The organism is Stutzerimonas sp. (assembly GCF_982611455.1).
The window spans coordinates 24,713-50,271 of sequence record NZ_CEXBBO010000025.1 but is presented as its reverse complement, the minus strand read 5'-3'; the positions used below and the strand labels follow the sequence as shown (position 1 = coordinate 50,271).

The window sequence follows — 25,559 nt, the reverse complement described above, 5'->3', positions numbered from 1 at the left end:
TCAGTTGCCCGAAACCAGCGGCAACCAGAGCGCAAGCGCCGCCAGCGTCAGCAATAGCACCGGGGGCGTGATGATCAATCCCACCTTGACGTACTCACCCCAAGTGATGCGGTGGCCTTTGCCTGCCAGTACATGCAACCAGAGCAGGGTCGCCAGGCTGCCGATGGGCGTGAACTTCGGGCCCAGGTCGTTACCGATGACGTTGGCGTAGATCATGAGTTCTTGAGTAAGCGGCGCCACCTGAACCTGATCGATCGCCAGCGCGCCTATGAGCGTGGCGGGCAGGTTGTTCATGATCGATGCCAGAATCGCGACCGCGAAGCCGGTACCCAAGGTCGCGATAAAATCGCCTTGCAGGCTTAACCAGGCCAGTACGCCGGCGGACCAGTCCGTCAGCCATGCGTTGCCCAGCCCGTATACAACCAGGTACATCCCGACCGAGAAGAGCACGATCTGCCATGGCGCGTTGGTCAGCACGGCTCGCATGGACACGACGTGACCCTTGCCGAGCGATAGCCAGCGCCCTGCGATGGCCATCAATATCAGCGCCGCAGCACCCATGACGAAGGCGATGGGGATGCCCCAGCGCGCCGTCACGAACAACGACATCAGCAACAGGCCGAGCAGTGGGAAGGCGGCTCGGAACACTTGATGGTCACGAATGGCCGAGGCGGGATCTTCCAGTCGGTCGACCGGATAACTGCGCGGAATCTCCCTGCGAAAGTAGAGCCCAACGACCAGCAGCGTCGCCAGCAGCGACACGAGGTTGACCGGTACCATCACCAACGCATAACGCGAGAACGAGATGCCGAAATAATTGGCGGTCACGATATTGACCAGGTTGGAAGTTACCAGCGGAAGGCTCGTGGTATCGGCGACGAAGCCGGTGGCGATGATGAACGCCAGCGCCGCCGCAGGGCTGAAGTCGAGCCGAAGCAGGATGGCCAGCACGATTGGCGTCAGCAGCAGGGCCGCCCCATCGTTGGCGAACAGTGCGGCGATCATGGCGCCCAACACGATAATCAGCGGGAACAGCAGACGCCCACGTCCACCACCCCAGCGGGCGATGTGCAGCGCCGCCCAGGCGAAGAAACCGGCTTCGTCCAGGATCAGGGAAATAATGATCAGCGCGACGAAGGTAAAGGTGGCGTCCCAGACGATGTCCCAGACGACCGCGACATCGGCCAGGCCGACCACGCCGGTGGCCAGCGCCACTAGGGCTCCGGCCAGCGCACTCCAACCGATGCCAAGGCCTCTGGGTTGCCAGATTACGAAAATCAGCGTGGCGATAAAGATGACGAACGCGAGCATCAGATATCCATTTCCCGAATAGAGTCCACGCGGTCGGCACGGGCACCGCTCAGCCGTGGTGTTGGTAGGTTGGAAAGCAATCGGTCGAGGCGGGCGGTATGAGTTTCGAACCAGTCTCCAGCAGGATCAGCGCGCCTGGTCGGCCAGCCTCACCACTTCGCCATCTTCCTTCGTGAAGACGCTCACCGGGTTGGGCAGTAGCGTCAGCACCTGCTCTGATGGTCGACACAGGCGAGTACCCAGTTCGGTCACGACGATAGGCCGGTTGATCAGGATCGGGTGGGCCATCATCGCATCGATGATTTGCTCATCACTCAGCGCCGGATCGTCCAGGCCCAGCTCGTCGAAGGGCGTGCCCTTGCGGCGTAGCAGATCGCGTGGTGCGATGTTCATGGCGGCGACCAATCCCTCCAGCTTTTCGCGCGTAGGCGGGCACTTCAGATATTCGATCACCTGCGGTACTTCACCTGAGGCGATCATCATCGCGAGCGTATTGCGGGAGGTACCGCAGGCAGGGTTGTGGTAGATCAGCGAAATCATTCTTCAATGCATCCTGTAAGGCGGCTTCAGCGCGGATAGGTGGAAAAAAGGTAAGAGCAGGACCAATAACCGATCAGGGCGCACCTCCTAGACACGCAGCGGCCCGATCGGCGCGGGTGCCCATCTTGTCGAGCCGCTCCAAGTCCTGGCTGAGCCACTGACGATTGGATACAAGCGTCGTCTGCAGAATCTCGACCACCCAATCGGGCAGGTTCGGGTGAAGACGGTAGTAGACCCACTGGCCCTGACGACGATCTTCCAACAGGCCGCAGCTGCGCAGTTGAGCAAGATGTCTGGACACCTTCGGCTGGCTTTCAGCCAATGCGCCGGTGAGGTCGCACACGCACAGTTCGGCTTCGCAGGTAATGATCAGCATCAGCCGAACGCGGGTTTCGTCAGCCAGACACTTGAACACGGTTGCAGGGGCGAGATGATTGGTCATTGCGTTTCTATCTTTGTTTTTGATCGGAACGCGTTCATGCATGTGATGGGACGCGTTGGATCTGTTGTCGCCCCGGCACCAGGAGTCGACTGGTGTTCGATTTAAAGCGAATTCGCACATGCGGATATCCGAATATATTCCATCGACACCCGTTGAGCCAATTATTTGCGCGCCTGTTTTGTCTTCGACCGTCACTGCATCCTGACGGAACACGGCGACAGCAGAAGAGGCGCCGTGATGCGGCAGTCGAGGCAATGACAAGGCCGATCGATACGGACGCCCGACGCCAAGCCGCCGTCGTTGCTGCACTCTCGGCATGGCTAGGCGCCATCGAGCAGAGTAAGCAGACGAGCGGACAAGTTACACCGACCGAGGCTGGGAGGCGCTGGAAGCGCCTGATGATGAGATTGCTAGTTAATTCGATAGCCAGCCGCAAAGATCGGCAAATGCAAACGGGCCTCTATCGAAACACCGCTTTCTGCAATCCGCCTGTTCTGGCTTGTCAGCTAAAGTCTGCGTAGTTGTCAGAGAGCCAAGTGTCGATCCAGGCCGAGAAGATCCATTCGGCCTTGTCGTCGTGGTATTTGCGCAACCGCTCCAGTTGGCAGGGCGGCGAGTTTCGCCTAGGTCTGGCAGATGCCGTGCTGGGTTCGGTCTTCGACGATATCTCGTTCGGTGACTATCGCGAGGCGCTTGGGAAAGTCGCAGGCGAAAGGGGGAACTACCAGCCATCCTTTCGCCAAAAAAACGCGGCCGCTATGGGCCGCGTAGTTCCGTCCCGCCACAGTCCGATACCATCCGTTGGCAATAGCCGGACGCTGCCGCGTCAAGGTGTCTGCTTCAGCAGTTAGCCACCGCTGGCGGTGGCTGCTGTGCAGTCTTTTCCCGATCACGCAGAAGGAATCGCTGGATCTTGCCGCTCGGGGTTTTGGGAAGTTCATCGACGAACTCGATCTCGCGCGGGTAAGCGTGGGCGGACAGCCGCTGACGCACATGTTGCTGCAGCTGTTCAGCCAGCGCCGTGCCGCCCTTGTGGCCGGCATGCAGCACGACGAATGCCTTCACCAGCTCGGTACGCTCAAGATCGGGTTTGCCGATGACCGCCGCTTCGATCACCGCCGGATGCTCGACCAAAGCACTTTCGACATCGAAGGGACCGACGCGATAGCCGGACGTCGTGATCACATCATCGGAGCGGCCCACGAAGCTGATGCTGCCGTCGGCATTCAACTCAACGGTGTCGCCGCTCAGGTAGTAGTCGCCGACGAACGCCTTGGTGGTCTTGCCGACATAGCCTGAGAACCAGAGCAGCGGCGACCGACGCCGGTCCAGTGCCAATATGCCGGGCGTGCCCGGCGACAGCTCGCGCTGCTGTTCGTCCAGCACCACGACGCGGTGTCCGGGCATGGCATAGCCTGCCGTTCCGAGGCTTACCGGGTGACTCAATGCGTGGTGGTTGCACAGCACCATGCCGAGCTCGGTCTGGCCATAGTGATCGTGGATGGTGCAGCCGAGGCCGCTGCTGAACCAGCGGATGACCTCGGGCGTGAGCGGCTCGCCTGCGCTGCTCACGGCACGCAGGCGGCCTTTGATCTGGGCTTCTACTTCGTCGCGGGCTGCCAGCAGCAAGCGGAATGCAGTCGGTGACCCGGCCATGTTGGTGATGCCGTACTCGCGGACCACGCGACAGGTGCTCTCCACGGTAAAACCGCCTTCGTAGAACAGCGTGCTGTGTCCCATCGCGAGCGGACCCGTGACGGCGTAATACAGGCCATAAGCCCAGCCCGGATCAGCGATGTTCCAGAAGTTGTCTTCGGGCTGAAGGTCCACCGCGTCTCGTATGTAGGTGACGAAAGCCACGATGGCTTTGAGCGGCACATGCATCTGTTTCGCCGGCCCGGTGGTGCCGGACGTGAACATGGCGAGGAAGGGCGCCTCGGCATCGAGCAACACCGGCTCGAACTCGGTCGACTGGCGATTCAACTGGCTCCAGAAGTCCTCGGCACCAGCGCCCACGACAAGCCGCCGCGGCGCCGCCTCGATGGCGTCCAGCTTCGCGCTGTTGACCTCGTCGGTGACGACCATCTTCGCCCCGGATTCCTTGATACGGTGCTCGACCGCTTTGGGACCGAAGGCGGTGAAGAGCGGCTGGTAAATGGCGCCCATGCGCCAGGTGCCAAGGATGGCAATCAACAGCTCGGGCGTACGCGGCAGCAAACCGGCGACGGTATCGCCCGGCTGTATGCCGTAGCTTTCCAGGAAATTGGCGAAGCGTGCTGCGGCTTCCTTGAGTTGAGCGAATGTCCAGGTGGCACGCTGGCCGTCCCGTCCTTCCCAGATAAGTGCGACCTTGGCCGAGTCTGCATGGCGATCACAGCACTCGATGCAGGCATTCATGGCAGACAGGTCGCCTGCAAGGATCGCCGATACCGTCTGGTCGTAGTCGAACTCACTGGCCGCAGTGGCATAGTCGCGCATGGCTGGCTCCTGGGTTTCTTGTTATTGGTTGCCTGGATATTGGCTCCGCGTGGCTTCAGCAACAATGGCAAAAGCTATCAACCTGAATGAACGGTTTGGACAAACAATAGACCTGGCGAGTGGCGAACGCACAGAGATGTCTGTGCGTTCGCTGATGTGCTTCCTGAGGGCTGACACCAGCTCCAGTCCTGCGGCATGCGCACCAGGCCAGGCCGCCGTACCTTCCATGTCGTCGTCGAAGGCTCCAACCCCATGGCGCTATGGATGGGGCCCTACAGAAGTCGGCACTTCTTCAACGAGAAGCTCGGAGTTGTCGTAGAAAAAGGGGGCAGTTTCGTAGGTTGATCACTGTACTTTTCGATCTGCTATCGAACCTGCTCACGAAACCTTACCGCCTCTACGAACGCAGTGAAGGCCGGGGATGCCTGTCGCCGATTGGGGTAATACAGATGAAAGCCTTCGAAATAAGGGCTCCAGTCGGCCAACACTTCCTTCAATCGACTATTGGCGAGGTGGGGCTTGGCGAGGAAATCTGGGACATAGGCCAGTCCGATGCCATCCAGCGCCGCGTTCATCACATGGATCATGCTGTTCGAAGTGAATTGCCCGCTGACGCGAATATTAAGTTTGCGACCGGCCTTTTCGAACTCCCATGCGTAGCACGCCCCATGCAGCGAATGCCGGATGTTGATACAGGCGTGGTGGGTCAACTCCTGTGGGGTCCGCGGAGGGGCATGCCGCTCGAAATAGTCCGGCGTTCCCACCACGGCGAGGCGCCAGTCGGGACCGAGGCGAACAGCGATCATATCCTTGCTGATGGATTCGCCAAGGCGGATGCCGGCATCGAAACGTTCGCTCACGATATTGGTGAACCCATAGTCAATGCTGATTTCTACCTGGATATCCGGGTACTGCGCTAAAAAATCGGGCAGCATCGGCCTCAGGATGCTTTCCGCGGCATCATCGGAGCAGGTTACCCGGATCGTTCCGGCGGGCTTGTCACGCAACTCTCCCAGTGTTTGGACTTCGGCATCGATCTGATCAAGAAGCGGCCCGATCGAGCGCATCAATCGCCCACCGGCCTCCGTAGGCGCTACATTGCGCGTCGTTCGGGCCAGCAGCCGCACACCAAGCCGCTCCTCGAGCGCCCTGATGGCGTGACTGAGGGCCGAAGGCGTTACACCAAGCTGAACCGCAGCCTTGGTGAAGCTCTGGCAGCGAGCCACCGCCAGAAAAGATTGCAGGTCGTTTATCTTCGGCGTGCTCATTGCTGAATTTCTCTCATGGCTGCATGTAAATTGTGGTGACTAATCATCCTAATCGCTTTGCCATACGCTGTGTTCCGTATTCGGGGGACTGGCCTGGTGGGATGACTCACGCAACACGTCCCCAAAGACTTAACAGCAGGGCGTTATGAACACAGTCGTTATCAACGTAGACCGCCAAACGGTCGTCACTCACCCCTCTGCATGGGGGGCGGTTTTCTCGATGGCGCTGTGTGTTGTCGTGCTGATCGCATCGGAATTCATGCCTGTCAGTTTGCTCACGCCGATTGCACAGGACCTGGCGATCAGCCAGGGCCAAGCAGGCCAGGCCATATCGATTTCTGGTTTTTTTGCGGTGCTGGCCAGCCTGTTCAATGCGCCTTTGACTGGTCGGTTCGACCGGAAGAAAGTCTTGCTCGGCTACAGTTTGCTGTTGATGGCATCTGGAGTGATTGTCACCTCAGCCACCAACGGGACTGTTTTCATGGTTGGGCGCGCCCTTTTAGGGGTGGCGATTGGTGGCTTTTGGTCGATGTCGACCGCAACGGTCATGCGTCTGGTCCCGAAAGATTCCGTCGCGAAGGGATTGGCACTCATCAATGGCGGTAATGCGTTGGCAGCCACCGTTGCAGCGCCTTTGGGAAGCTTCCTAGGGCAATACATCGGTTGGAGGGAATCTTTCTCCCTGATCATTCCGCTGGCTGTGTTGGCCTTCGCATGGCAATGGCTGAGCATTCCGCCCATGCGCAGCCAACCGAGCAGCCAGTCCGGCAATCCGTTCCGATTGCTAGGCAACCCTCAGGTTGTGATTGGCCTGCTGGCGATCATGTTGCTGTTCATGGGGCAGTTCGCCGTCTTCACTTACCTTCGTCCGTTTCTGGAGAACATCACAGGGGTGAGCGTTACCACCTTGTCCCTGATGCTGCTGTTGCTTGGCCTGAGTGGTGGGGTGGGCACCTACCTCATCGGTACGCTGCTGCACCGCCGGCTGTACGCTTATCTGATTGCGATTCCATTCTTGATGGCCGGTCTTGCAGCGCTGCTTATTGCGCTGGGCAGTTCGGCGCCGGCTGTTGCGATCCTGCTCGCCGCCTGGGGGCTTGTCGCGACGCCTGCACCAGTCGCCTGGGGGCTTTGGCTGAGCAGAACACTGCCTGAAGACGCCGAAGCCGGTGGTGGGCTCATGGTGGCAACTATCCAGTTGGCCATTACGGTCGGAGCCGGCCTTGGTGGCGCGATGTTCGATGCCTTGGGGTGGTGGAGCCCATTTGCTTTCGGTGCAGTTGTATTGCTGGGCTCCGCAACTTTGGCGTGGGTGGCTCTTAACAACGCGTCCCCGCTAAACAAATCGACCTCGGCATAAACATCCAAGCGCGTTGAAGAATGTTAGGGATGCTCTGGTAGCCATGTATTTTTCTAGCTAACTTCAGCCCTGCCGATTTTGAAAGCGGCGAATCGATTCAAAGACAATCAGATCACCCGCTCATGTCTGCATTTTTTAGCCGCCACGATCTTGCGTTTGGCTTTGTAGAGCGGCTGCGTTTACCCAGCTTCTTGTCTGTGCAGCGGCAGGCGGCGGTCTGCCAGATGACCTCACGGCCTTCGTGCTCAGGGCGTTTTTCGACACCGGTGTAATCCAACGCTCCCGGCCATCCATGACGGGGTGATTGCCGGCTTCATGGAGCATGCGGCGATGCTCCATCTGCTGATGTTCATGGGCGCGCCACATTTGCCTAAAATCATCGACTTCTCGATAGATTATCTTCGGACGGGTCACTATCGTGACACCTTTGCCGCTTGTCAGGTCTGGCGCCAGGGGCGCCGTGTAGCCGTCGTTGCCGTTACAGCCTGGCAAACTAATCAGGCCTAGCCCATCGCCACTGCACGTTGCCACTTCAATGTCAACGAGCCCTGATACGTCTGGCGGTCGCCACTGTAGATGTCTCAAGGATGTTGAATGGATGCGTTGTTGATACTGGGCGGGCTGCTGCTGGTAGTTGCAGGTATCGTCTGGTTGGTTGTTCTGGCTTTCGGTACCAGCTTGTTGTGGGGGGTTGGAAGCCTTCTTCCGCCGATTACGTTGCTCTATGTCGTTCGTCATTGGAACGTCGCCCGAAAGGCCATCGGCCTTTCGGGGTTAGGGTTCATTCCCCTTATCGTGGGCTTTACGCTGCTCGCAAATCATGAACCGGAGCGCATCGAAGCGATTGCCAGCCTGAAGTGGCTTGAGCCAGACGAGCAAACGCAGAACCGTCATCTGGCTATCGGTCTGCACGGCCAGCTCGATGGTCGCCCATTCAACCCGAGGATCGGCAGGTTTATCGACGGCGTGCTGACGCTGCGTGAAGGCGACGATCTGTTTGCCAGGCAGGAGGTGAGCATCAGCCTCGGTACAACTCAGGCGGGTGCACTGCGGTTCGATGTGCTGCCGCAGGATGTCGATCCCGAACCCGAAATAGAGATCAGCTGGATGCGTCCGGAGCAGGAGCTTCCCGAAGCACGCAGAATCCAGAACGGTTATACGCTGCATCTGGATCTGGAGCCGGTGCCGCCGAACAAGCTGGCCGGCGACTTCCATTTGGTTTTGCCGGCTCGTTATCACACAAGTATCAGCGGCTACGTCGAGCTATTCACGGACGAATTGCGTTATCGCGCGGGTCAGGTGGACCTTCGCCACGATTCAGCTGACACGCTCATTTATCTTGCCAGGGACTATCTGCAGCGACGTTTCAAGACGCGAGCCGTAACGGTCGAATCGCTGGCGCCAATGACTTTTCCTGCGGCAGCGCTGGTAATCGTCGTGCAAGCTGAAGTGAATGGTGAACTCGGAAGCTTTGAACTGGATATTCAGAAAGGCGAGCAAGGCTGGATGGTGAGGAATGATGAATATCCGCCACTGCCTGCCGACTCCGAAACCCCGTCCAGGGTCGTGGCCGTCCAGCCACAATCTCTCTCCGACAACAGTCCATCGCCACGTATCGACCGTCGACAGCGGTTCTCCCTCGAACGGCTATTGCGCAATCCGGCGCGCTACGAGCAGCTGCAAATGCGCGCGCATACGGAGCGTGGTGGAATAGCGGAAGGGCGCTTCATCGGCGTTGACCGAGAGGGCAACGTGGCGATCAGACGGATACTGAAAGGACCCGGAGAAGCAACCTACAATCTCGCTCCGGAGAATATCGTCCTGCTCGAATTGCTAGAGCCGTAACGTCGGCAGACCAAACCTGATTCAGCTGCGTGCTGATCGGGTAATTCAACGTCGCTCAGCCTGCGTGCGTGCACTTGAATTCCTGCTCGAAGCCCCCATCTGCTTGTCATCGCCGCAGCCGCGGCCCGTGCCATTGACGATGTGGAGTTTGCAAGACGATGAGTGTGGAGACTCAAAACAAAGAAACCCTGGGCTTCCAGACCGAGGTGAAGCAACTGCTTCACCTGATGATCCATTCCCTGTACTCGAACAAGGAAATCTTTCTTCGAGAGCTGATTTCCAACGCCTCCGACGCTGCCGACAAACTGCGCTTCGAAGCGCTGGCCAAGCCGGATCTGCTCGAAGGCGGCGCTGATCTAAAGATTCGTGTCAGCTTCGACAAAGAGGCCAAGACCGTTACCCTCGAGGACAACGGCATCGGCATGAATCGTGAGGATGTCATTACCCATCTCGGCACCATCGCCAAATCTGGCACGGCTGACTTCATGAAGCACCTGACGGGTGATCAGAAGAAGGACTCGCACCTGATCGGCCAGTTCGGTGTGGGTTTCTATTCGGCATTTATCGTTGCCGATCAGGTCGAGGTGTTTAGCCGCCGTGCGGGTACGCCGGCCGAAGAAGGCGTGTATTGGTCATCGAAAGGCGAGGGCGATTTCGAAGTTGCCACCATCGAGAAACCAGAACGCGGCACGCGCATCGTGCTACACCTGAAGTCCGGTGAAGAAGAATTCGCCGATGGCTGGCGCCTGCGCAACATCATCAAGAAATACTCCGATCACATCGCCTTGCCGATCGAGTTACCCAAGGAGGTCCACGGTGAAGAGAAGGACAAGCCGGCAGAGCTCGAGTGGGAAACGGTCAACCGCGCCAGCGCTCTCTGGACCCGTCCGCGCACAGAGGTAAAGGACGAGGAATACCAGGAGTTCTACAAGCACGTTGGCCACGATTTCGAAAACCCGCTGGCCTGGAGCCACAACAAGGTCGAGGGCAAGCTCGAATACACCTCGCTGCTGTTCGTGCCTGGCCGCGCGCCGTTCGATTTGTACCAGCGCGAAGCACCCAAGGGGCTCAAGCTGTACGTGCAGCGCGTATTCATCATGGATCAGGCTGATGAATTCCTGCCGCTCTACCTACGCTTCATCAAGGGTGTGGTCGACTCCAACGACTTGTCGCTGAACGTTTCCCGCGAAATCCTGCAGAAGGATCCGGTCATCGACTCGATGAAGTCGGCGCTGACCAAGCGTGTATTGGACATGTTGGACAAGCTGACCAAGGACAAGCCGGAAGATTACAAGAACTTCTGGAAGCAGTTCGGGCAGGTACTCAAGGAAGGCCCGGCGGAAGACTTCGCCAACAAGGAAAAGATCGCCGGTCTGCTGCGCTTCGCCTCCACCAGCGATGCCTCTGGCGAGCAGAACGTTTCGCTGGCTGAGTACCTTGGGCGCGTAAAGGAAGGTCAGGACAAGATTTACTATCTCACTGGCGAGTCCTATGCGCAGGTCAAGAACAGCCCGCATTTGGAAGTCTTCCGCAAGAAGGGCATTGAGGTGTTGCTGCTGACCGATCGCATCGATGAGTGGCTGATGAGCTATCTCACCGAATTCGATGGCAAGCAGTTCGTGGACGTCGCGCGCGGTGATCTCGATCTCGGCCAACTGGATTCCGAAGAGGACAAGAAGGCTCAGGAAGAAATCGCCAAGACGAAGGAGGGCCTGGTCGAGCGTCTCAAAGGTGCGCTGGGCGAAGCAGTGGCCGAAGTGCGCGTATCGCATCGCTTAACCGACTCGCCAGCAATTTTGGCGATCGGTGAACAGGATCTTGGCTTGCAGATGCGCCAGATTCTCGAGGCGAGCGGGCAGAAAGTGCCTGAGTCCAAGCCAATCTTCGAGATCAACCCGCAGCATCCGCTGATCGAGAAACTGGACGCCGAGCCGGACGAGGATCGCTTCGCTGATCTATCGCACATTCTTTTTGACCAGGCCGCGCTGGCCGCTGGTGATAGCCTCAAGGATCCGGCCGCCTATGTGCAGCGTTTGAACAGGTTACTGGTGGAACTTTCCGCCTAACTCATCGGAACCTCAAAGGCCCGTCATTGACGGGCCTTTGCATTCAAGCCAGCACACCGGTCAGTCGGGGCCGATGTGTGTCCGGGCTTCAGTATGTCCAGCCCCAGCGGATCAGGGCTGCTCCTCTCGACTCTTCTGGTATACGCGAGCGATACGGCCGGAGCGGTGATCCGTTTCTGAACTGCCTCGTGACCGGGCGGTCTATCCGCTTGGTTGTCAGGAGGACATCGGTTGTTCAATTTACGAAACTGTTTTGCCGCGTTCTGCCTGGTTGCATCGATTGCTCCGGTTCAGGCGCGTGATTACCACTACAGCGACGCGCATCTGCATTTCGTTGATTTCTTCCAGGAAAGTGATGGCATGGGCAAGTTGCTCAAGGCCATGGATGCCGGCGATATCGATCATGTGATGATCAGCGGTATCCCAGTTGCAAAAAAATGGCACGAGAACGAACCCAAGCGGCCTCGCTACTACGCTGGCGACGATGCCCCCGTCTATTGGTACAGCGCGACCGATGTGGTAGTTGCTGCGGCGCTGAAAGAATTGGATGAAGGTCAGCGACGCCGATTCCATCCGTTTCTGTCCGGCTTCAATCCCAACGACAAGAATGCTGATGCGCACATTCGGCGAATGCTCGATCTCGATCCGGGCCTTTGGCAAGGGCTAGGGGAGATATTCACCCGGCATGACGACGTAACTGCGTTAACTCAGGGCGACACGCCACGTGCAAACAATGAAGCGCTGGCACGTGTTTATCATTTGGCGGCCGAATTCGATTTGCCGGTGATGCTGCATTCCAACATCACCTCCAAGCGTGAGCGCAACCCGCTGTATCTAGCGGAACTGGAAGAGCCACTGCGTAACCATCCGCATACTCGTTTCATCTGGGCGCATGCGGGAACGAGCATGGAGCTGCATCGTCATCAGGAAAAGCTCGATTTTCTTCTCCCGACGGTTACGCGTCTTCTCGATGACTATCCCAACCTCTACATCGACCTCTCCTGGACGATGCTCAGGCCTTATCTGCTGAAGGAATCCGGTGAACCTGATAGTGACTGGGTAACGCTGATTGCGCGCCATCCGACGCGCTTCATGCTCGGTTCTGACGTGGTAGGGCGGTTCGATAGTTTGGGTGAAGGCATGAGCGCTTTCGATCCGTTTCTCGACGCATTGCCCGAGTCGGTTGCACGGAAGGTCGCACGCGACAATTTCCTCGATATCCTGCCCCGCAAACGGCAGGCCGAGGTGCGCTGAGCCCATTGGGAAAAGTGGCGAAGCGATGCGAGCCGGATGGGTTGTTTGATCAACCGTCTGCTGGCGATGTTGCCGCTTGTCGTAAAACATGTATAAGCGCATGTTTTTGACGTCAACTATTCAAGCTAATCGCTCAGGCTCCGATATCAGAGGTGAAATCGCTTGCGATGATTGCAGCGCATCTTTTGAGTAGGAAGTCCCATGTCGATTCGACGTTTGAATATCCCTTTTCGCTCTGCCATAGGTTTCGGTCTGATCGGCTTGCTCGTGCTGTTCCTCGGGCTGTCGTCATTGAATCAGATGAAAGAGATGCGCAAGCAGTCCAGCGAGGTGGACCAGAACTGGCTGCCGAGCATCATCGCCTTGAACAACATGAACGCAGGTATGCAACGTATTCGCGCACTTACGATGCGTACGGTCATGCAGGATAGTGATGAGTCGCGTAGCGCGACTCGCCAAACGCTCGCCAAGCTGGTGGATGACGTCAGTGGAATGATCGCTGACTATGAAGAGAAGCTGACTACGGCAGATGAGAAAGCCGCTTATGAGCGATTCAGGGCGGCTCAGAATTCATACATGACCGAGCAGCGCAAGGTAGTAGAGTTTGCTAGTCAAGGCGCGCGGGATCAGGCCATGGAAGTCATGCGCGGCAGCATCAATGGGCATGCGGATGCCATGACCAGCGCGCTCGACGATCTGCAGCGTATCAATGGCGACGAAGCGGGCCACGCCGCGGATCGCGCGCTTGAAGCGTACGAGACTGCGTTCAACTGGGTGATCATCACCATTATTCTCGCTGCCCTGGCCACCGTGGCGCTGGCAACACTGTTTACCAAAAGCATCGTTCGGCCTTTGAATCAGGCCGTCAATGTCGCTGAAACCGTGGCATCCGGTGACCTGACCCAGAGCTTCATCATCGAAGGTACCGACGAGCCGGCGCGTTTGCTGACTGCGCTCAAGGCTATGCAGGCAAATCTGCGCAACACCATTCAGGGTATTTCCGATTCGTCCAATCAGCTCGCTTCGGCGGCTGAAGAGCTCAATACCGTGACTGAGGACTCGACCCGTGGCCTGCATCAGCAAAGCCACGAGATCGAGCAGGCCGCCACGGCAGTGAACGAAATGACCGCAGCAGTGGACGAGGTCGCCCGTAATGCGGTGGCGACTTCGGAGGCATCACGTGAGTCGGACACAACAGCGCAACATGGTCGTCAGCAAGTGATCAAGACGGTCGATTCGATCGGTCTGCTCGCAGCGGATGTGACAACTACTTCAACCCAGGTAGAGCAGCTGGCTGGCCAGGTGCGGGACATCAGCAAGGTGCTGGATGTGATTCGCTCGATCGCTGAACAGACCAATCTGTTGGCGCTCAACGCTGCCATCGAGGCGGCACGTGCCGGCGATGCCGGTCGCGGATTTGCAGTCGTCGCGGATGAGGTTCGAGCTCTGGCTCACCGTACTCAGCAGTCCACGCAGGAAATCGAGCAGATGATCGGTGACGTGCATCAGGGCACCGATAAGGCCGTGCAGGCCATGCAGAACAGCAATGAACGGGCACGCAGCACGCTGGAAATGGCGCGTACCGCTGGTGAGGCGCTCGATGATATCGCTCGTGCGATCAGTCAGATCAGCGAGCGCAATCTGGTCATCGCCAGCGCATCGGAAGAGCAAGCCCAGGTCGCCCGTGAGGTAGACCGCAACCTGATCAACATTCGCGACCTGTCGCTGCAATCTTCGGCAGGTGCCAATCAGACCAGCGCGGCGAGTCAGGAACTGGCGGGGCTGGCTGTCAACTTGAACGAGCTGGTTGCGCGCTTCCGTATCTGATCATAATCAATGGCATCCCGCTCCATCGGGGTGTCGCTGTCTTTGCTTATATAAACGGACCGTGGCAGTGCCTGCTTGCGCCTCAAAGCTGGGCATGTCGGACCGAGATGCGTACCATCCGGCGTTTTAGTCGGGCTATCACTGTGCCGCTCACGAAGCGGCACAGCGTTGCGTCCGGTCCAGCCTCCCACGCCGAGACTCTAGTCATGTCCAACCCCTCAAGCCTCGTTTTCAGAGCCTATAACCGCGTCAGCTTGGTGGCGCAGATTGTCATAGGACTCGCCGCCGGTTGCTTGTTGGCATGGCTGTTTCCTCAGGCGGCAAATTCGGTCAGCTTGTTGGGCGATCTGTTCGTGTCCGGCCTAAAGGCAGTCGCGCCGGTGCTGGTATTCGTGCTGGTGACCGCATCGCTTGCCAACCATAAGCGCGGGCAACCGACGCATATCCGTCCGATTCTGCTCCTCTATGCGCTTGGCACCATAAGCGCCGCTGCGGTAGCGGTGATCGCCAGCGCGCTGTTTCCTACGAGCCTCACGTTGATCAGTCAGGCGAACGACGTCGTGCCTCCGTCGGGGGTTGGTGCCGTCCTGCAAACGCTGTTGTTCAACGTGGTGGACAACCCCGTGCATGCGCTTATCGAGGGGAACTTCATCGGCATTCTGGCATGGGCCATCGGCCTTGGATTCGCGTTCCGCCATGCTCGTGAGAGTACGCGTGATCTAATCGCCGATGTATCCGACGGGGTAACGCTGATCGTCAAGGTGGTGATTCGCTTCGCGCCGCTGGGCATATTCGGTCTAGTGGCCGGAACGCTTGCCAAGTCCGGTTTCGCTGCACTGGCCGGCTATCTTCAATTGCTGTTGGTGCTGGTCGGCAGCATGCTGTTCATGGCGCTGGTGGTGAACCCGTTGATCGTGTTCTGGCAGATCCGCAAGAACCCTTATCCGCTGGTCTTTACCTGCCTGCGCGAAAGCGGTATCACCGCATTCTTTACCCGTAGCTCTGCGGCGAACATACCGGTCAACATGCAGCTGTGTGAGCGCCTCGGATTGCATAAGGACACTTACTCGGTGTCGATTCCGCTGGGCGCGACCATCAATATGGGCGGGGCAGCCATTACCATTACGGTGCTGACCCTGGCGGCGGCGAATACGTTGGGCATCATGGTGGACATCCCCACTGCGATCCTGCTCAGCCTGCTCGCCGCCATCTGCGCCTGCGGTGCATCCGGGGTGGCAGGTGGATCGCTATTATTGATTCCGCTGGCCTGCAGTCTGTTTGGCATTTCCAATGACCTGGCCATGCAGGTAGTGGCTGTAGGGTTCATCATCGGCGTGGTGCAAGATTCGGCCGAAACCGCTCTGAATTCTTCTACCGACGCGCTATTCACCGCGGCTTCATGCATCGCCCATGGCGACAGCATCGAGGTGAGCGACCAGCCATTGAGCTGATCGATGCCGTGCGGCCCTGGCCAGCTTCAGTAAGCGTTCGGGGGTTGCAATCCGCCGAACGGGGCTCGTGCCGAGCACGTCTCGCTGGTTTGACTGTCTTTCGATTCTGCACAACGAACAACGGCGCCCTGAGGCGCCGTTGTTTTTACTCTTTTGCTATTCGATCAGCCTTTCCAGCGCTTGAGTACCAGCGTGGCGTTGGTACCACCGAAACCGAAACTGTTGCTCATGATCGTATCGATCTTTGCGCTCTCGCGGGTTTCGCGGACGATCGGCAGGTCGGCGACTTCCGGGTCCAGTTCATCGATGTTGGCTGAGCCGGCGATGAAGTTGCCCTGCATCATCAGCATGCAATAGATCGCTTCGTGAACGCCGGCGGCGCCCAGCGAGTGACCGGACAGGCTCTTGGTCGAGCTGATGGCCGGGATCTTGTCGCCGAACATGTTGCGTACGGCCTTGCTTTCAGCAACGTCACCCACCGGGGTGGAGGTGCCGTGGGTGTTGAGGTAGTCGATGTCGCCTTCGACAGTCGCCATCGCCTGCTGCATGCAGCGCAGGGCGCCTTCACCGCTCGGTGCGACCATGTCATAGCCGTCGGAAGTGGCCCCGTAGCCGACGATTTCCGCATAGATCTTGGCGCCGCGCTTGAGGGCGTGCTCGAGTTCTTCGACAACCACCATGCCGCCACCGCCGGCGATAACGAAACCGTCACGCTTGGCGTCGTAGGCGCGAGAGGCCTTTTCCGGCGTCGCGTTGTACTGACTGGAGAGGGCGCCCATGGCATCGAACAGGCAGCTCTGGCTCCAATGCTCCTCTTCGCCGCCGCCAGCGAAGACGACGTCCTGCTTGCCCATCTGGATCTGTTCCATGGCGTGGCCGATGCAATGCGCGCTGGTGGCACAGGCCGATGCAATGGAATAGTTGATGCCCTTGATGCGGAACGGCGTGGCCAGACAGGCGGAAACCGTGCTGCTCATGGTGCGCGGTACGCGGTATGGGCCGATACGCTTGACGCCCTTGTCGCGCAGGATATCGATGGCTTCCATCTGATTGATGGTCGAGGCGCCACCGGAACCGGCGATCAGGCCGATACGCGGATTGGAGATGTCATCGGCGCTGAGGCCCGAATCTTCCAGTGCTTGTTGCATGGCCAGATAGGCATAAGCCGCAGCATCGCCCATGAAACGCAAGACCTTGCGGTCGATCAGCTCCTCGAGGTTCAGATTGACTGACCCCGAAACCTGGCTGCGCAGACCCATGTCCGCATAGGCCTGGTTGAAGCGAATGCCAGGGCGACTGGCGCGCAGGTTGGCGGAGACGGTGTCTTTGTCATTGCCGAGGCAGGAAACGATACCTAGGCCGGTGATCACGACGCGACGCATGCGGAAGTCCTTCAAAAGCTATCGGTAGAGGTAAACAGGCCAACACGTAAACCTTCGGCACTGTAGATCTCGCGGCCATCTACGCTGACGGTTCCATCGGCGATGCCGAGAATCAGAGAGCGATTGATGGTGCGCTTGATATGAATGTTATAGGTGACCTTCTTGGCGGTCGGCAGAACCTGGCCGAAGAACTTCACTTCGCCAGAACCCAGCGCACGACCACGGCCCGGGTTGCCTTGCCAGCCGAGATAGAAGCCGACCAGCTGCCACATGGCATCAAGGCCCAGGCAGCCAGGCATGACCGGGTCGCCTTCGAAATGGCAGGCAAAGAACCAGAGATCAGGATTGATATCCAGCTCGGCGACCAACTCGCCCTTGCTGTACTTGCCGCCTACTTCGCTGATATGAACGATGCGATCGACCATCAGCATGTTCGGCGCAGGCAGTTGCGCATTACCGGGCCCGAAAAGCTCGCCGCGGCTGCAACGGAGCAGATCTTCCCGAGTAAAGGCCTGTTGTTTGGTCATGCGTATTCCTCAATGGCCCCGTTGTGGAGGGCTTGCTGCTTTCATCCGACCCGAGAGTCCGATCGTAAAGACTAGTCATAGACTGCCACCTTGCGCCTAAAGTCACAGGTGCAAGGACATGGATACCTCGTTTCAACCAACCCACGAGAAGACCATGGTAGAAACGGGCCGATACTTTAACACTCCTAACCTTTGACAACGACCTTGTGAAGCTCCTGTCCCTTATAGACCATAGGGGAATGTCCGCGATCGTGCCGTGAGGCAGAAGGGCAGACGAAAGGAGGTAACGCAGACTTGAGGTTCTGTTGAAACTGTAACCTGATGATTCCATTGACGGCTGGCTTTGCGCTGGCTGTGCCTGAATCGCTACGTATAATGCCGAACATTGCCACCGGGTGGCTCAAAACGGATACCCCATGACTGAACAGCAACCCATAGCGGTGCTTGGTGGCGGCAGCTTCGGCACCGCTATTGCAAATCTGCTGGCCGAAAACGGCCATAGCGTCCGGCTCTGGATGCGTGATCCTGGCCAGGCTGAGAGCATTCGTACCCAGCGTCAGAATCCACGTTATCTGAAAGGCGTAACGGTACGTCCTCAGGTAGATGCGGTAACGAATCTCGAGCGGACACTGAACGATTGTGAGCTGATCTTCGTGGCGTTGCCATCCAGTGCGCTTCGCCAAGCGCTATCGCCTTTTGCCGCGCAGCTGTCGGGCAAGATGCTTGTCAGCACGACCAAGGGCATCGAGGCGCAGGGCTTCATGCTGATGAGCCAGATCCTCGAAGAGATAGCACCACAGGCCCGAATTGGCGTGATTTCGGGTCCCAATCTCGCACGTGAAGTCGCTGAACATGCGCTGACCGCGACGGTGATCGCCAGTCATGATGAAGCGCTTTGCCGGTCCGTACAGCAGGTGCTGCACGGACGAACCTTTCGTGTTTATGCCAGCTCCGACCGTTTTGGGGTCGAACTCGGCGGTGCGTTGAAAAACGTCTATGCGATCATGGCCGGCATGGCCGCGGCTCTGGGTATGGGCGAGAACACCCGCAGCATGTTGATCACCCGCGCGCTTGCAGAGATGACCCGCTTTGCCGTCAAGCTGGGTGCCAACCCAATGACATTCCTGGGGCTGGCTGGCGTTGGCGATCTGATTGTTACCTGCACGTCTTCGAAGAGTCGCAACTTCCAGGTCGGCTACGCGCTGGGCGAAGGGCTGAGTCTCGATGAAGCCGTGTCTCGCCTGGGAGAGGTGGCTGAAGGAGTCAACACCATCAAGGTATTGAAGACCAGGGCGGAGGAGCTGCAGGTCTATATGCCACTGGTCGCTGGGCTACATGCCATCTTGTTCGAGGGGCGTACGCTGGAACAGGTAATCGCGCTACTGATGCGCGGCGAGCCGAAGACCGACGTGGATTTCATTTCCACCGACGGCTTCTGAGAACGACACCGGAGATATCAATGAGCACATCACAAAGCGGCGCGGATCGCGAATCGCTGGTTCTGCGCGCCATCTGGATGCTGGTTTTCTTTTTTGTCTGGCAGTTGGCCGAGTTGGTGCTGCTGGTGGTTGTGGTTGCGCAGTTGGTCTTGCGCGCGGTGAATGGCAAGGCCAACGAGAGCCTACAGGGTCTGGGCGACAGCCTCAGCCAGTACGTAGCGCAGATCGGCCGTTTCGGCACTTTCAACACCGATCGTAAACCCTGGCCGATGTCCGACTGGCCTAAGCCGCGCCCGGCGGATATCGAAACACCTCCGCCGGTCACGCCTGCACCGCCGAAGCAGGAGCCGCAGGTATGAAGTTGTGGCTGCTGCGCCACGGCGAGGCTGAGCTCAGGGCCCGTACCGATGCCGAGCGCAATCTGACGGCGGCCGGGAGGCTCGAGGTGCAAAACAGCGCGGTACACCTGCTCGGTCAGCCGTTGCAGATCATTCTTGTCAGCCCTTATCAGCGGGCGCAGCAGACCGCTGAGATCGTCCGACAGGCACTTGACTTCACCGTGGCCATCGAGACTGTTCCCTGGCTGACGCCGGAATCCGATCCAAACGATGCGATGCTTTATCTCAACCGCCGCAACGAGCAGAGCTTGCTACTCGTAACTCATCAGCCCTTCGTCGGAGCGCTGGGTGGTTGGCTGGTCCATGGCCATCGCGACACGCCGCTGCCGATGGCGACCGCCAGCCTGGCCGAGCTGGACGGTGAATATCTGGCTGCAGGCCTGATGCATCTTGCAGGGCTGCGGCATCCGCGCTGACATTGCGCGCTGCGTGCTGTACCGATTAAAAAACAAAAACGGAGAGCGACACTTGAGCATTTGGCACCGTCAACCGGAACTCGAACAACTCAACGCAAACCGCGGAAATACCATCGTCGAACTGCTCGATATTCGTTTCGAAGCCGTCGACGACGATTCCCTTACCGCCAGCATGGTGGTCGATTCGCGTACACACCAGCCCTATGGCTTGCTGCATGGCGGCGCTTCGGTGGTGCTCGCCGAAACCGTCGGCTCCACGGCCAGCTATCAGTGCATCGATACGAGCCGATTTTATTGTGTCGGCCTGGAAGTGAACGCCAATCATATTCGTGCCCTACGCAGCGGTCGTGTCACCGCGGTCTGCCGGCCGGTGCATCTGGGGCGCTCCAGCCACGTCTGGGATATCCGCCTGAGTGGCGACGACGGCAAACTCAGCTGCATTTCCCGGCTGACCGTAGCGGTCGTGCCGGTGGGCGAGAACAGCCCGCGACGCTGAGAGGCGCGGCAGACGTCTTGTTTGGCGTGACTGCCGTTCATTCTGCCGCCCCACACGATTGCCGCAGGGGACCAAGGGCCAGACAATGGTTGCCTTTCTCCGGTCGCATCGAACCCATGACGCAACGCATTTTTTTCGCCCATGCCAACGGCTTTCCCTCCGGGACCTATCGCAAGCTCTTCGACCTGCTGACGCCGGACTACAGCGTCACTCACCTCGAGCAGCACGGTCACGATCCTCGGTTCCCGGTGGATGACAACTGGCAAAACTTGGTGCAGGAGCTGCTCGAACAGCTTGTGGCGGTAAAAGAACCGGTCTGGGGTGTCGGACATTCGCTGGGCGGGATGCTGCATTATCATGCGGCCTTGCAGCGACCCGACCTTTATCGCGGCGTGGTCATGCTCGATTCGCCGATGCCGACCTGGTTCGACCAAACGCTTATCTGGGCTGCCAAGCGCTTCGGCTTTATCGATCGTTTGACGCCAGCCGGTCGCACCCTCGGACGTCGCGAGGAGTTCGTTTGCGCGGACGAGGCGCGGCAATATTTCGCCAGTCGGACACTGTTCCGCGCATTCGATCCCGATTGCCTGGATGCCTACGTCGAACATGGTCTTGAGCCGACCGCCCAGGGGCTGCGTCTACGCTTCGATCCGGAAACCGAAATTCGCATCTACCGCAGCGTGCCGCACGTCACGCCCGGCTGGCCGCATGCGTTGAAGATTCCGCTTGCCGTGGTGCGTGGGCGCCAAAGTCGAGTGGTGCTGCCCCATCATGCTTATCTGCTGCGACTGGTTGCGCACGGCGAAGCGCATACCTTGCCCGGCGGGCACATGTTTCCGCTCGAGCATCCGGGGGATACCGCGATGCTGCTCAGACAATTGTTCAGCCGCTGGAGCGAGCTGGATCGAAGAGGTGCCGCATGACCGTCGCGTTCGAAGAGGTCCGCCTGAGCCTGCCGCATATCGAAGTTGCGGCGCATCTTTACGGTCCCGAGGATGGCCTGCCGGTAATCGCCCTGCACGGTTGGCTGGACAACGCCGCCACCTTCTCACGCTTGGCGCCGATGCTCGATGGCGTCCGTATTGTCGCGTTGGATCTGCCGGGGCACGGCCACTCCGATCATCGCCCCGTCGGCGCTGCCTACAATATCTGGGACTACGCCCATGACGTGCTGCAGACGGCCGAGCAGTTCGGCTGGCAGCGATTCTCACTGTTGGGTCATTCGATGGGCGCGATCGTTTCGGTGCTACTGGCCGGCGCCATGCCCGAGCGGATCGAGCGTCTGGCGCTGATCGATGGGGTGATTCCTTATACCGGCGAGGCCGAAACCGCACCGCAAAAGCTCGGTGAGTCGTTACAGGCATTACTCGCCGTTAATGACAAGCGCAAGCCGGTCTATGCCAAGTTCGAGCAAGCGGTCGCGGCACGCATGAAGGGGGTCGGTGCGGTCAGCCATGAGGCGGCCGAATTGCTTGCCCAGCGTGGTCTGATGCCGGTTCCCGGCGGTTATACCTGGCGCACCGATGCGCGGCTGATGCTGCCATCGCCGATGCGCTTGAGCCGCGCGCACGCGCTGTCGTTCGTACAGCGGGTGGCTTGTCCCGCGAGCCTGATACTGGCGGAGCGGGGCCTGATGACCCAGCCCGCAATGCTGGAACTGTCCGAGGCCTTGCCGTTCACGCTGCACAAGCTGCCGGGCGGGCATCATTTGCATCTGGATGATCAGCGGGGGGCCGAAGCGGTGGCGGCTGTTTTCAATCCTTTCTTCGCGGCTTGAAGCCAGGGCGCTGAGCGGTTACGCAAGAATCTGTCGCAAACCCTCGCTTGACTTGCTTTCGCCAACTGGTGAGGCTGGGTTATTGCCTCAGCAGGGAACATCGCAATGATCGATCTGTACACCGCCGCAACGCCCAACGGTCACAAAATCTCCGTTGCGCTCGAGAAACTCGGCCTGCCTTATCGGATGCAGGCGCTCTGCTTTTTTCAGCGCTGGGTCGACACCGGCGCGCAGGTACAGACTGCCCAGTCGATGCTCGCCCGGTGAGGTTCCGTATGCGAGGCGTATGGATAACCGGGTTGGCCATGCTCGCCGGCGCAGCGATTGCAGCTGATTTGCCTGGCAGCAGAGATTTCGATTCGCTTGCGCGATATCCGCAGGCGCAAATAGTCGCTTTCAAAGAACAGCAGGTGCTGGAGCGGACTTATCCGCTGGACTCGATCCGTCGCATCAGCGGTCGCCTGAGGATGAGTGCCCAAGTCAGCGCGCCCGGTCAGCTGACGGCCGTCACCTACCAGTTACCGGATGTGCATACCGGTGTCGAAGCATTCGAATGGGCGCGCAGTCAACTGCTGGAGGATGGGGCCGAATTGCTGTACTGGTGCGAAGGGCGCGATTGCGGGTCGAGCAGCCTCTGGGCTAACGCGGTGTTCCAACGATCCATGCTTTACGGCCCCGATGCGCGGCAGGCTTATCTGCTGGCGCGCTTGCCCGGTGAATCCGACCGCCTCATGGCGCTCTATGGCATCACGCGTGGCAATGGCCGGCCCTACCTGCAGGTGGAGCAGTTCAAGCCGGACGAACCACTCGGCGTCATCTTGCCGAATCCGGCTACCCTGTTGCGTCAGTTGAAGCGCACCGGCGAACTTTGGCTGCCGCGATTGCCGGAAGAGCCAACGGCCGAGTGGGGCGCGTTGTTGGCGAACGTGCTGCGGCTCGACAGCACCATGCGGGTAATGCTGGAAGGCAAAGGCGCTGCGGCCTGGTATGAAGCGCTGACCCTTGAGCGGGTCAAGGCGCGGCGTCTGGACCCGAAGATTTCCGATGAGGACGGCCTACGTATCAGGTTATTGCGCTGAGGGCGCGTTTCAGACTGCAATAGAACTCCTGCCTGGTGCGCTTTGCTCAAGGCGTACCGTGTTTTTCGATAGGTATCTTGATGCTTAACAATGATCGTCTGCTGGTGCAGATTCTGCTCCTGGTGCTGCTCGGTGCCTGCGTGTGGGTACTGGCTCCGTTTGCCTCTGCGTTGTTCTGGGCGGCGGTTCTGGCGTTCGCCAGCTGGCCGATCATGCGCTGGCTTACGCGCTGGTTGAACGGTAACTCGGCACTCGCCGCGACGCTGCTGACGTTTGGCTGGATGGTGCTGGTGGCCGTGCCGTTGGTATGGCTGGGGTTCAACATTGCCGACCAGATTCGCGAGGTCAACACCCTAGCGCACAACCTACAGGTACAGGGTTTGCCAGAGCCACCTGATTGGCTGGGCGAGCTGCCGTTGGTTGGCGACAGATTGCTGGCTTTCTGGAACACCGTTGATGAGCAGGGCACGGCGTTCTTCGCCACTGTTCGCCCGTATATTGGGCAGGTCGGAAACTGGTTGCTGGTGCGCAGTGCCCGTATTGGTGGCGGAATGCTAGAGCTGGCACTAAGCCTGGTGCTGGTGTTCTTCTTCTATCGTGACGGGCCGAAACTCGCAGCCTTCGTCCACAGTCTGCTGCACCGGCTGATTGGTGATCGCGCGGACCATTACCTGGAGCTGGTTGCGGGTACCGTTCAGCGTGTCGTCAATGGCGTGATCGGTACGGCCGCCGCCCAGGCGATTTTGGCCTATGTCGGCTTCAGCATTGCTGGGGTGCCGGGTGCGCTGATTCTCGGTCTGCTGACCTTTGCGTTCAGCTTTTTGATGGTCCCACCGCTGATCTGGGGGCCGTCAGTTGCCTGGCTCGTCTGGCAAGGCCAATACGGCATGGCAGTGTTTCTCGGCATTTGGGGCATGTTCATCATCAGCGGCGTGGACAACGTGCTGAAACCCTATTTGATCAGTCGCGGCGGCAACCTGCCGCTGGTCGTGGTGTTGTTGGGTGTGTTCGGCGGCGTATTGGCGTTCGGTTTCATGGGTCTGTTTTTAGGGCCGACGCTGCTGGCGGTCGCCTATAGCTTGCTGGGCGACTGGCTGATCAAAGAAGTGCCAGGCGCCGCCACACCAGAGAAGTTGCCGGGCGGTCGATTCGACTGACACTTTCGATAATGGTCATGGCAACCGGCCGTGACGAAACGGGGGGGAGCAGACCCTAGAGCTGTTCTTCCTCGTACTTGTCGAGCGCATCGCTCGCGATGATCTGCCCCAGCTTGATCAACTCAGGCGCTTTGTAGAACTCATAGAAGCGGCAGGCGCGCTTGGGGATGTTGATCAGCACGTTTGGCGGATAACCGGCGATCTTGTATTGCGTCAGCGAAGATTGCATCACCTCGAAGCTCTGGTTGATCAGCTCCAATAGTGAAGCCGGACCGCCAACATCCACCACCATCGAGCCCTCTGCCGATTTCGGTGCGCTTTGCCCTGACGGGGCGGCCACTGGCTGGTCGTCCGGGGTCGCCTCACCGGTTTGAAGCACGGCGATGTGTTCATCCAGGCTGTCGCGCCGCCAGAACGGGATATGCGAGCTGATCGAGCTGACCATCGCATCGAACCGGCCCGGGCGAATGATCTCCGGCAAGGGGTATTGCCGATGGTTATTCGCGTTGAGGTTGACCGCGATGATGATGTCGCTGTGGCTGGAAACGACCGGCACAATCGGCAGGGGATTCAATATCCCGCCGTCGACCAGCATACGGTTGCCTTGCATGACGGGGGTGAACAGGCTCGGAATGGCGGCCGAGGCCCGCATCGCCAGTTCCAGATTGCCTTCCTGAAACCATATTTCCTGCTGATTGGTCAGGTCTGTGGCGACTGCGGTAAAGGGGATCGGCAGATCTTCGATATTGATCGAGCCAAGCATTTCACGGATGCGCCCGAAGATCTTTTCGCCACGAATGGCGCCGAGGCTGAAGCTCGGGTCCACCAGGCGCAGCATGTCGAAATAGTCGAGGCTTTCGATCCAATCGCGATATTCATCCAGCTTGCCTGCCGCGTAGATCCCGCCGACCACCGCGCCCATCGAGCAGCCCGCGATGCAATTGATTTCGTAACCTCGGGCGGTGAGTTCCTCAATGACACCAATGTGCGCGTAACCCCGCGCGCCACCCGAACCCAATACCAGTGCGACCTTGTTGCCCATGCGA

23 protein-coding genes and 3 pseudogenes are annotated in these 25,559 nt (G+C 59.0%); 17 read left to right on the top strand and 9 right to left on the bottom strand.

Annotated features, from left to right (window positions below; all coding sequences use genetic code 11):
- The 3 genes from AC2LD7_RS15325 to AC2LD7_RS15315 form a co-directional block, all read right to left on the bottom strand.
- Window positions 1-1,314: an arsenic transporter gene (locus tag AC2LD7_RS15325; RefSeq protein ID WP_484598610.1), complete on the bottom strand. Its 1,314-nt coding sequence runs from the start codon at window positions 1,312-1,314 to the stop codon at window positions 1-3.
- Window positions 1,315-1,437: 123 nt separating this feature from the next.
- Entirely contained in the window at window positions 1,438-1,851 is a 414-nt protein-coding gene (arsC, locus tag AC2LD7_RS15320; RefSeq protein WP_484598587.1) for an arsenate reductase (glutaredoxin), read from the bottom strand.
- A gap of 73 nt (window positions 1,852-1,924) precedes the next feature.
- Window positions 1,925-2,293: a metalloregulator ArsR/SmtB family transcription factor gene (locus AC2LD7_RS15315; protein ID WP_484598586.1), complete on the bottom strand. Its 369-nt coding sequence runs from the start codon at window positions 2,291-2,293 to the stop codon at window positions 1,925-1,927.
- Between the two features lie 536 nt (window positions 2,294-2,829).
- On the opposite strand from AC2LD7_RS15315, the gene AC2LD7_RS15310 reads away from it, so the two are divergent.
- Entirely contained in the window at window positions 2,830-3,144 is a 315-nt protein-coding gene (locus tag AC2LD7_RS15310; protein WP_484598585.1) for a hypothetical protein, read from the top strand.
- Here AC2LD7_RS15310 and AC2LD7_RS15305 read toward each other — a convergent pair.
- Window positions 3,134-4,771, bottom strand: a complete 1,638-nt coding sequence (locus AC2LD7_RS15305) for an AMP-binding protein (protein WP_484598584.1) — start codon at window positions 4,769-4,771, stop codon at window positions 3,134-3,136. The genes AC2LD7_RS15310 and AC2LD7_RS15305 overlap by 11 nt on opposite strands.
- 365 nt (window positions 4,772-5,136) lie before the next feature.
- Window positions 5,137-6,039 (bottom strand): LysR family transcriptional regulator, encoded by a 903-nt coding sequence (locus AC2LD7_RS15300; RefSeq protein WP_484598583.1) that lies wholly within the window; start codon window positions 6,037-6,039, stop codon window positions 5,137-5,139.
- A 145-nt stretch (window positions 6,040-6,184) separates the two neighbouring features.
- Between AC2LD7_RS15300 and AC2LD7_RS15295 the strand changes: the two genes are divergently transcribed.
- Window positions 6,185-7,399, top strand: a complete 1,215-nt coding sequence (locus tag AC2LD7_RS15295; protein ID WP_484598582.1) for an MFS transporter — start codon at window positions 6,185-6,187, stop codon at window positions 7,397-7,399.
- Window positions 7,400-7,533: 134 nt separating this feature from the next.
- Here the strand turns inward: AC2LD7_RS15295 and AC2LD7_RS15290 are convergent.
- Window positions 7,534-7,670 (bottom strand): annotated as a pseudogene (locus AC2LD7_RS15290) (IS5/IS1182 family transposase); the annotation flags it as partial.
- Here AC2LD7_RS15290 and AC2LD7_RS15285 point away from each other — a divergent pair.
- The 6 genes and pseudogenes from AC2LD7_RS15285 to sstT all read left to right on the top strand — a co-directional run.
- Window positions 7,670-7,906 (top strand): annotated as a pseudogene (locus tag AC2LD7_RS15285) (hotdog domain-containing protein); the annotation flags it as partial. The pseudogenes AC2LD7_RS15290 and AC2LD7_RS15285 overlap by 1 nt on opposite strands.
- Window positions 7,907-7,993: 87 nt before the next feature.
- Entirely contained in the window at window positions 7,994-9,244 is a 1,251-nt protein-coding gene (locus tag AC2LD7_RS15280) for an MFS transporter (protein ID WP_484598581.1), read from the top strand.
- A gap of 158 nt (window positions 9,245-9,402) precedes the next feature.
- Entirely contained in the window at window positions 9,403-11,310 is a 1,908-nt protein-coding gene (htpG, locus tag AC2LD7_RS15275; RefSeq protein WP_484598580.1) for a molecular chaperone HtpG, read from the top strand.
- A gap of 231 nt (window positions 11,311-11,541) precedes the next feature.
- Window positions 11,542-12,564: an amidohydrolase family protein gene (locus AC2LD7_RS15270; RefSeq protein WP_484598579.1), complete on the top strand. Its 1,023-nt coding sequence runs from the start codon at window positions 11,542-11,544 to the stop codon at window positions 12,562-12,564.
- 201 nt (window positions 12,565-12,765) lie between these two features.
- Window positions 12,766-14,391 carry a methyl-accepting chemotaxis protein gene (locus AC2LD7_RS15265; RefSeq protein ID WP_484598578.1) on the top strand — a complete coding sequence of 542 codons (1,626 nt, stop codon included), beginning with the start codon at window positions 12,766-12,768 and terminating at the stop codon, window positions 14,389-14,391.
- Window positions 14,392-14,597: 206 nt separating this feature from the next.
- On the top strand, window positions 14,598-15,842 hold the full coding sequence (gene sstT, locus AC2LD7_RS15260; RefSeq protein WP_484598577.1) for a serine/threonine transporter SstT: 1,245 nt from the start codon (window positions 14,598-14,600) through the stop codon (window positions 15,840-15,842).
- A 164-nt stretch (window positions 15,843-16,006) separates the two neighbouring features.
- Here sstT and fabB read toward each other — a convergent pair whose 3' ends face one another.
- On the bottom strand, window positions 16,007-17,224 hold the full coding sequence (gene fabB / locus AC2LD7_RS15255) for a beta-ketoacyl-ACP synthase I (RefSeq protein ID WP_484598576.1): 1,218 nt from the start codon (window positions 17,222-17,224) through the stop codon (window positions 16,007-16,009).
- 11 nt (window positions 17,225-17,235) lie between these two features.
- Window positions 17,236-17,751 (bottom strand): 3-hydroxyacyl-[acyl-carrier-protein] dehydratase FabA, encoded by a 516-nt coding sequence (fabA, locus tag AC2LD7_RS15250; protein ID WP_484598575.1) that lies wholly within the window; start codon window positions 17,749-17,751, stop codon window positions 17,236-17,238.
- 416 nt (window positions 17,752-18,167) lie between these two features.
- Between fabA and AC2LD7_RS15245 the strand changes: the two genes are divergently transcribed.
- The 9 genes and pseudogenes from AC2LD7_RS15245 to AC2LD7_RS15205 all read left to right on the top strand — a co-directional run bounded on the left by AC2LD7_RS15245 (window position 18,168) and on the right by AC2LD7_RS15205 (window position 24,513).
- Window positions 18,168-19,190, top strand: coding sequence for an NAD(P)H-dependent glycerol-3-phosphate dehydrogenase (locus tag AC2LD7_RS15245; RefSeq protein ID WP_484598574.1), 1,023 nt, complete (start codon window positions 18,168-18,170; stop codon window positions 19,188-19,190).
- Between the two features lie 20 nt (window positions 19,191-19,210).
- On the top strand, window positions 19,211-19,549 hold the full coding sequence (locus tag AC2LD7_RS15240; RefSeq protein WP_484598573.1) for a DUF4389 domain-containing protein: 339 nt from the start codon (window positions 19,211-19,213) through the stop codon (window positions 19,547-19,549).
- Window positions 19,546-20,004 (top strand): phosphohistidine phosphatase SixA, encoded by a 459-nt coding sequence (gene sixA, locus AC2LD7_RS15235; RefSeq protein ID WP_484598572.1) that lies wholly within the window; start codon window positions 19,546-19,548, stop codon window positions 20,002-20,004. Before AC2LD7_RS15240 ends, sixA begins: the two co-directional genes overlap by 4 nt.
- Before the next feature lie 52 nt (window positions 20,005-20,056).
- Window positions 20,057-20,500, top strand: coding sequence for a hotdog fold thioesterase (locus AC2LD7_RS15230; RefSeq protein ID WP_484598571.1), 444 nt, complete (start codon window positions 20,057-20,059; stop codon window positions 20,498-20,500).
- 116 nt (window positions 20,501-20,616) lie between these two features.
- Window positions 20,617-21,423: an alpha/beta fold hydrolase gene (locus AC2LD7_RS15225; protein WP_484598570.1), complete on the top strand. Its 807-nt coding sequence runs from the start codon at window positions 20,617-20,619 to the stop codon at window positions 21,421-21,423.
- Entirely contained in the window at window positions 21,420-22,277 is an 858-nt protein-coding gene (locus AC2LD7_RS15220) for an alpha/beta hydrolase (RefSeq protein ID WP_484598569.1), read from the top strand. Before AC2LD7_RS15225 ends, AC2LD7_RS15220 begins: the two co-directional genes overlap by 4 nt.
- Window positions 22,278-22,382: 105 nt before the next feature.
- Window positions 22,383-22,481 (top strand): annotated as a pseudogene (locus AC2LD7_RS15215) (glutathione S-transferase); the annotation flags it as partial.
- 71 nt (window positions 22,482-22,552) lie between these two features.
- Window positions 22,553-23,356 carry a DUF4892 domain-containing protein gene (locus AC2LD7_RS15210; RefSeq protein WP_484598568.1) on the top strand — a complete coding sequence of 268 codons (804 nt, stop codon included), beginning with the start codon at window positions 22,553-22,555 and terminating at the stop codon, window positions 23,354-23,356.
- Window positions 23,357-23,436: 80 nt separating this feature from the next.
- Window positions 23,437-24,513, top strand: a complete 1,077-nt coding sequence (locus AC2LD7_RS15205) for an AI-2E family transporter (RefSeq protein ID WP_484598567.1) — start codon at window positions 23,437-23,439, stop codon at window positions 24,511-24,513.
- Between the two features lie 55 nt (window positions 24,514-24,568).
- Here the strand turns inward: AC2LD7_RS15205 and AC2LD7_RS15200 are convergent, their stop codons facing one another.
- A complete protein-coding gene (locus tag AC2LD7_RS15200) occupies window positions 24,569-25,555 on the bottom strand; it encodes a patatin-like phospholipase family protein (RefSeq protein WP_484598566.1) in 987 nt (328 codons plus the stop codon).
- Between the last annotated feature and the right edge of the window lie 4 nt (window positions 25,556-25,559).

Excerpts from the sequence above, each read along its gene's own strand:
- AC2LD7_RS15205 (WP_484598567.1), top strand. The coding sequence starts at position 23,437 with ATGCTTAACAATGATCGTCTGCTGGTGCAGATTCTGCTCCTGGTGCTG.
- sixA (WP_484598572.1), top strand. The coding sequence starts at position 19,546 with ATGAAGTTGTGGCTGCTGCGCCACGGCGAGGCTGAGCTCAGGGCCCGT.
- sstT (WP_484598577.1), top strand. The coding sequence starts at position 14,598 with ATGTCCAACCCCTCAAGCCTCGTTTTCAGAGCCTATAACCGCGTCAGC.
- AC2LD7_RS15225 (WP_484598570.1), top strand. The coding sequence starts at position 20,617 with ATGACGCAACGCATTTTTTTCGCCCATGCCAACGGCTTTCCCTCCGGG.
- arsC (WP_484598587.1), bottom strand. The coding sequence starts at position 1,851 with ATGATTTCGCTGATCTACCACAACCCTGCCTGCGGTACCTCCCGCAAT.
- AC2LD7_RS15295 (WP_484598582.1), top strand. The coding sequence starts at position 6,185 with ATGAACACAGTCGTTATCAACGTAGACCGCCAAACGGTCGTCACTCAC.
- AC2LD7_RS15240 (WP_484598573.1), top strand. The coding sequence starts at position 19,211 with ATGAGCACATCACAAAGCGGCGCGGATCGCGAATCGCTGGTTCTGCGC.
- AC2LD7_RS15265 (WP_484598578.1), top strand. The coding sequence starts at position 12,766 with ATGTCGATTCGACGTTTGAATATCCCTTTTCGCTCTGCCATAGGTTTC.
- AC2LD7_RS15300 (WP_484598583.1), bottom strand. The coding sequence starts at position 6,039 with ATGAGCACGCCGAAGATAAACGACCTGCAATCTTTTCTGGCGGTGGCT.
- AC2LD7_RS15210 (WP_484598568.1), top strand. The coding sequence starts at position 22,553 with ATGCGAGGCGTATGGATAACCGGGTTGGCCATGCTCGCCGGCGCAGCG.
- AC2LD7_RS15245 (WP_484598574.1), top strand. The coding sequence starts at position 18,168 with ATGACTGAACAGCAACCCATAGCGGTGCTTGGTGGCGGCAGCTTCGGC.
- htpG (WP_484598580.1), top strand. The coding sequence starts at position 9,403 with ATGAGTGTGGAGACTCAAAACAAAGAAACCCTGGGCTTCCAGACCGAG.
- fabB (WP_484598576.1), bottom strand. The coding sequence starts at position 17,224 with ATGCGTCGCGTCGTGATCACCGGCCTAGGTATCGTTTCCTGCCTCGGC.
- AC2LD7_RS15315 (WP_484598586.1), bottom strand. The coding sequence starts at position 2,293 with ATGACCAATCATCTCGCCCCTGCAACCGTGTTCAAGTGTCTGGCTGAC.
- AC2LD7_RS15200 (WP_484598566.1), bottom strand. The coding sequence starts at position 25,555 with ATGGGCAACAAGGTCGCACTGGTATTGGGTTCGGGTGGCGCGCGGGGT.
- AC2LD7_RS15220 (WP_484598569.1), top strand. The coding sequence starts at position 21,420 with ATGACCGTCGCGTTCGAAGAGGTCCGCCTGAGCCTGCCGCATATCGAA.
- AC2LD7_RS15305 (WP_484598584.1), bottom strand. The coding sequence starts at position 4,771 with ATGCGCGACTATGCCACTGCGGCCAGTGAGTTCGACTACGACCAGACG.
- AC2LD7_RS15280 (WP_484598581.1), top strand. The coding sequence starts at position 7,994 with ATGGATGCGTTGTTGATACTGGGCGGGCTGCTGCTGGTAGTTGCAGGT.
- fabA (WP_484598575.1), bottom strand. The coding sequence starts at position 17,751 with ATGACCAAACAACAGGCCTTTACTCGGGAAGATCTGCTCCGTTGCAGC.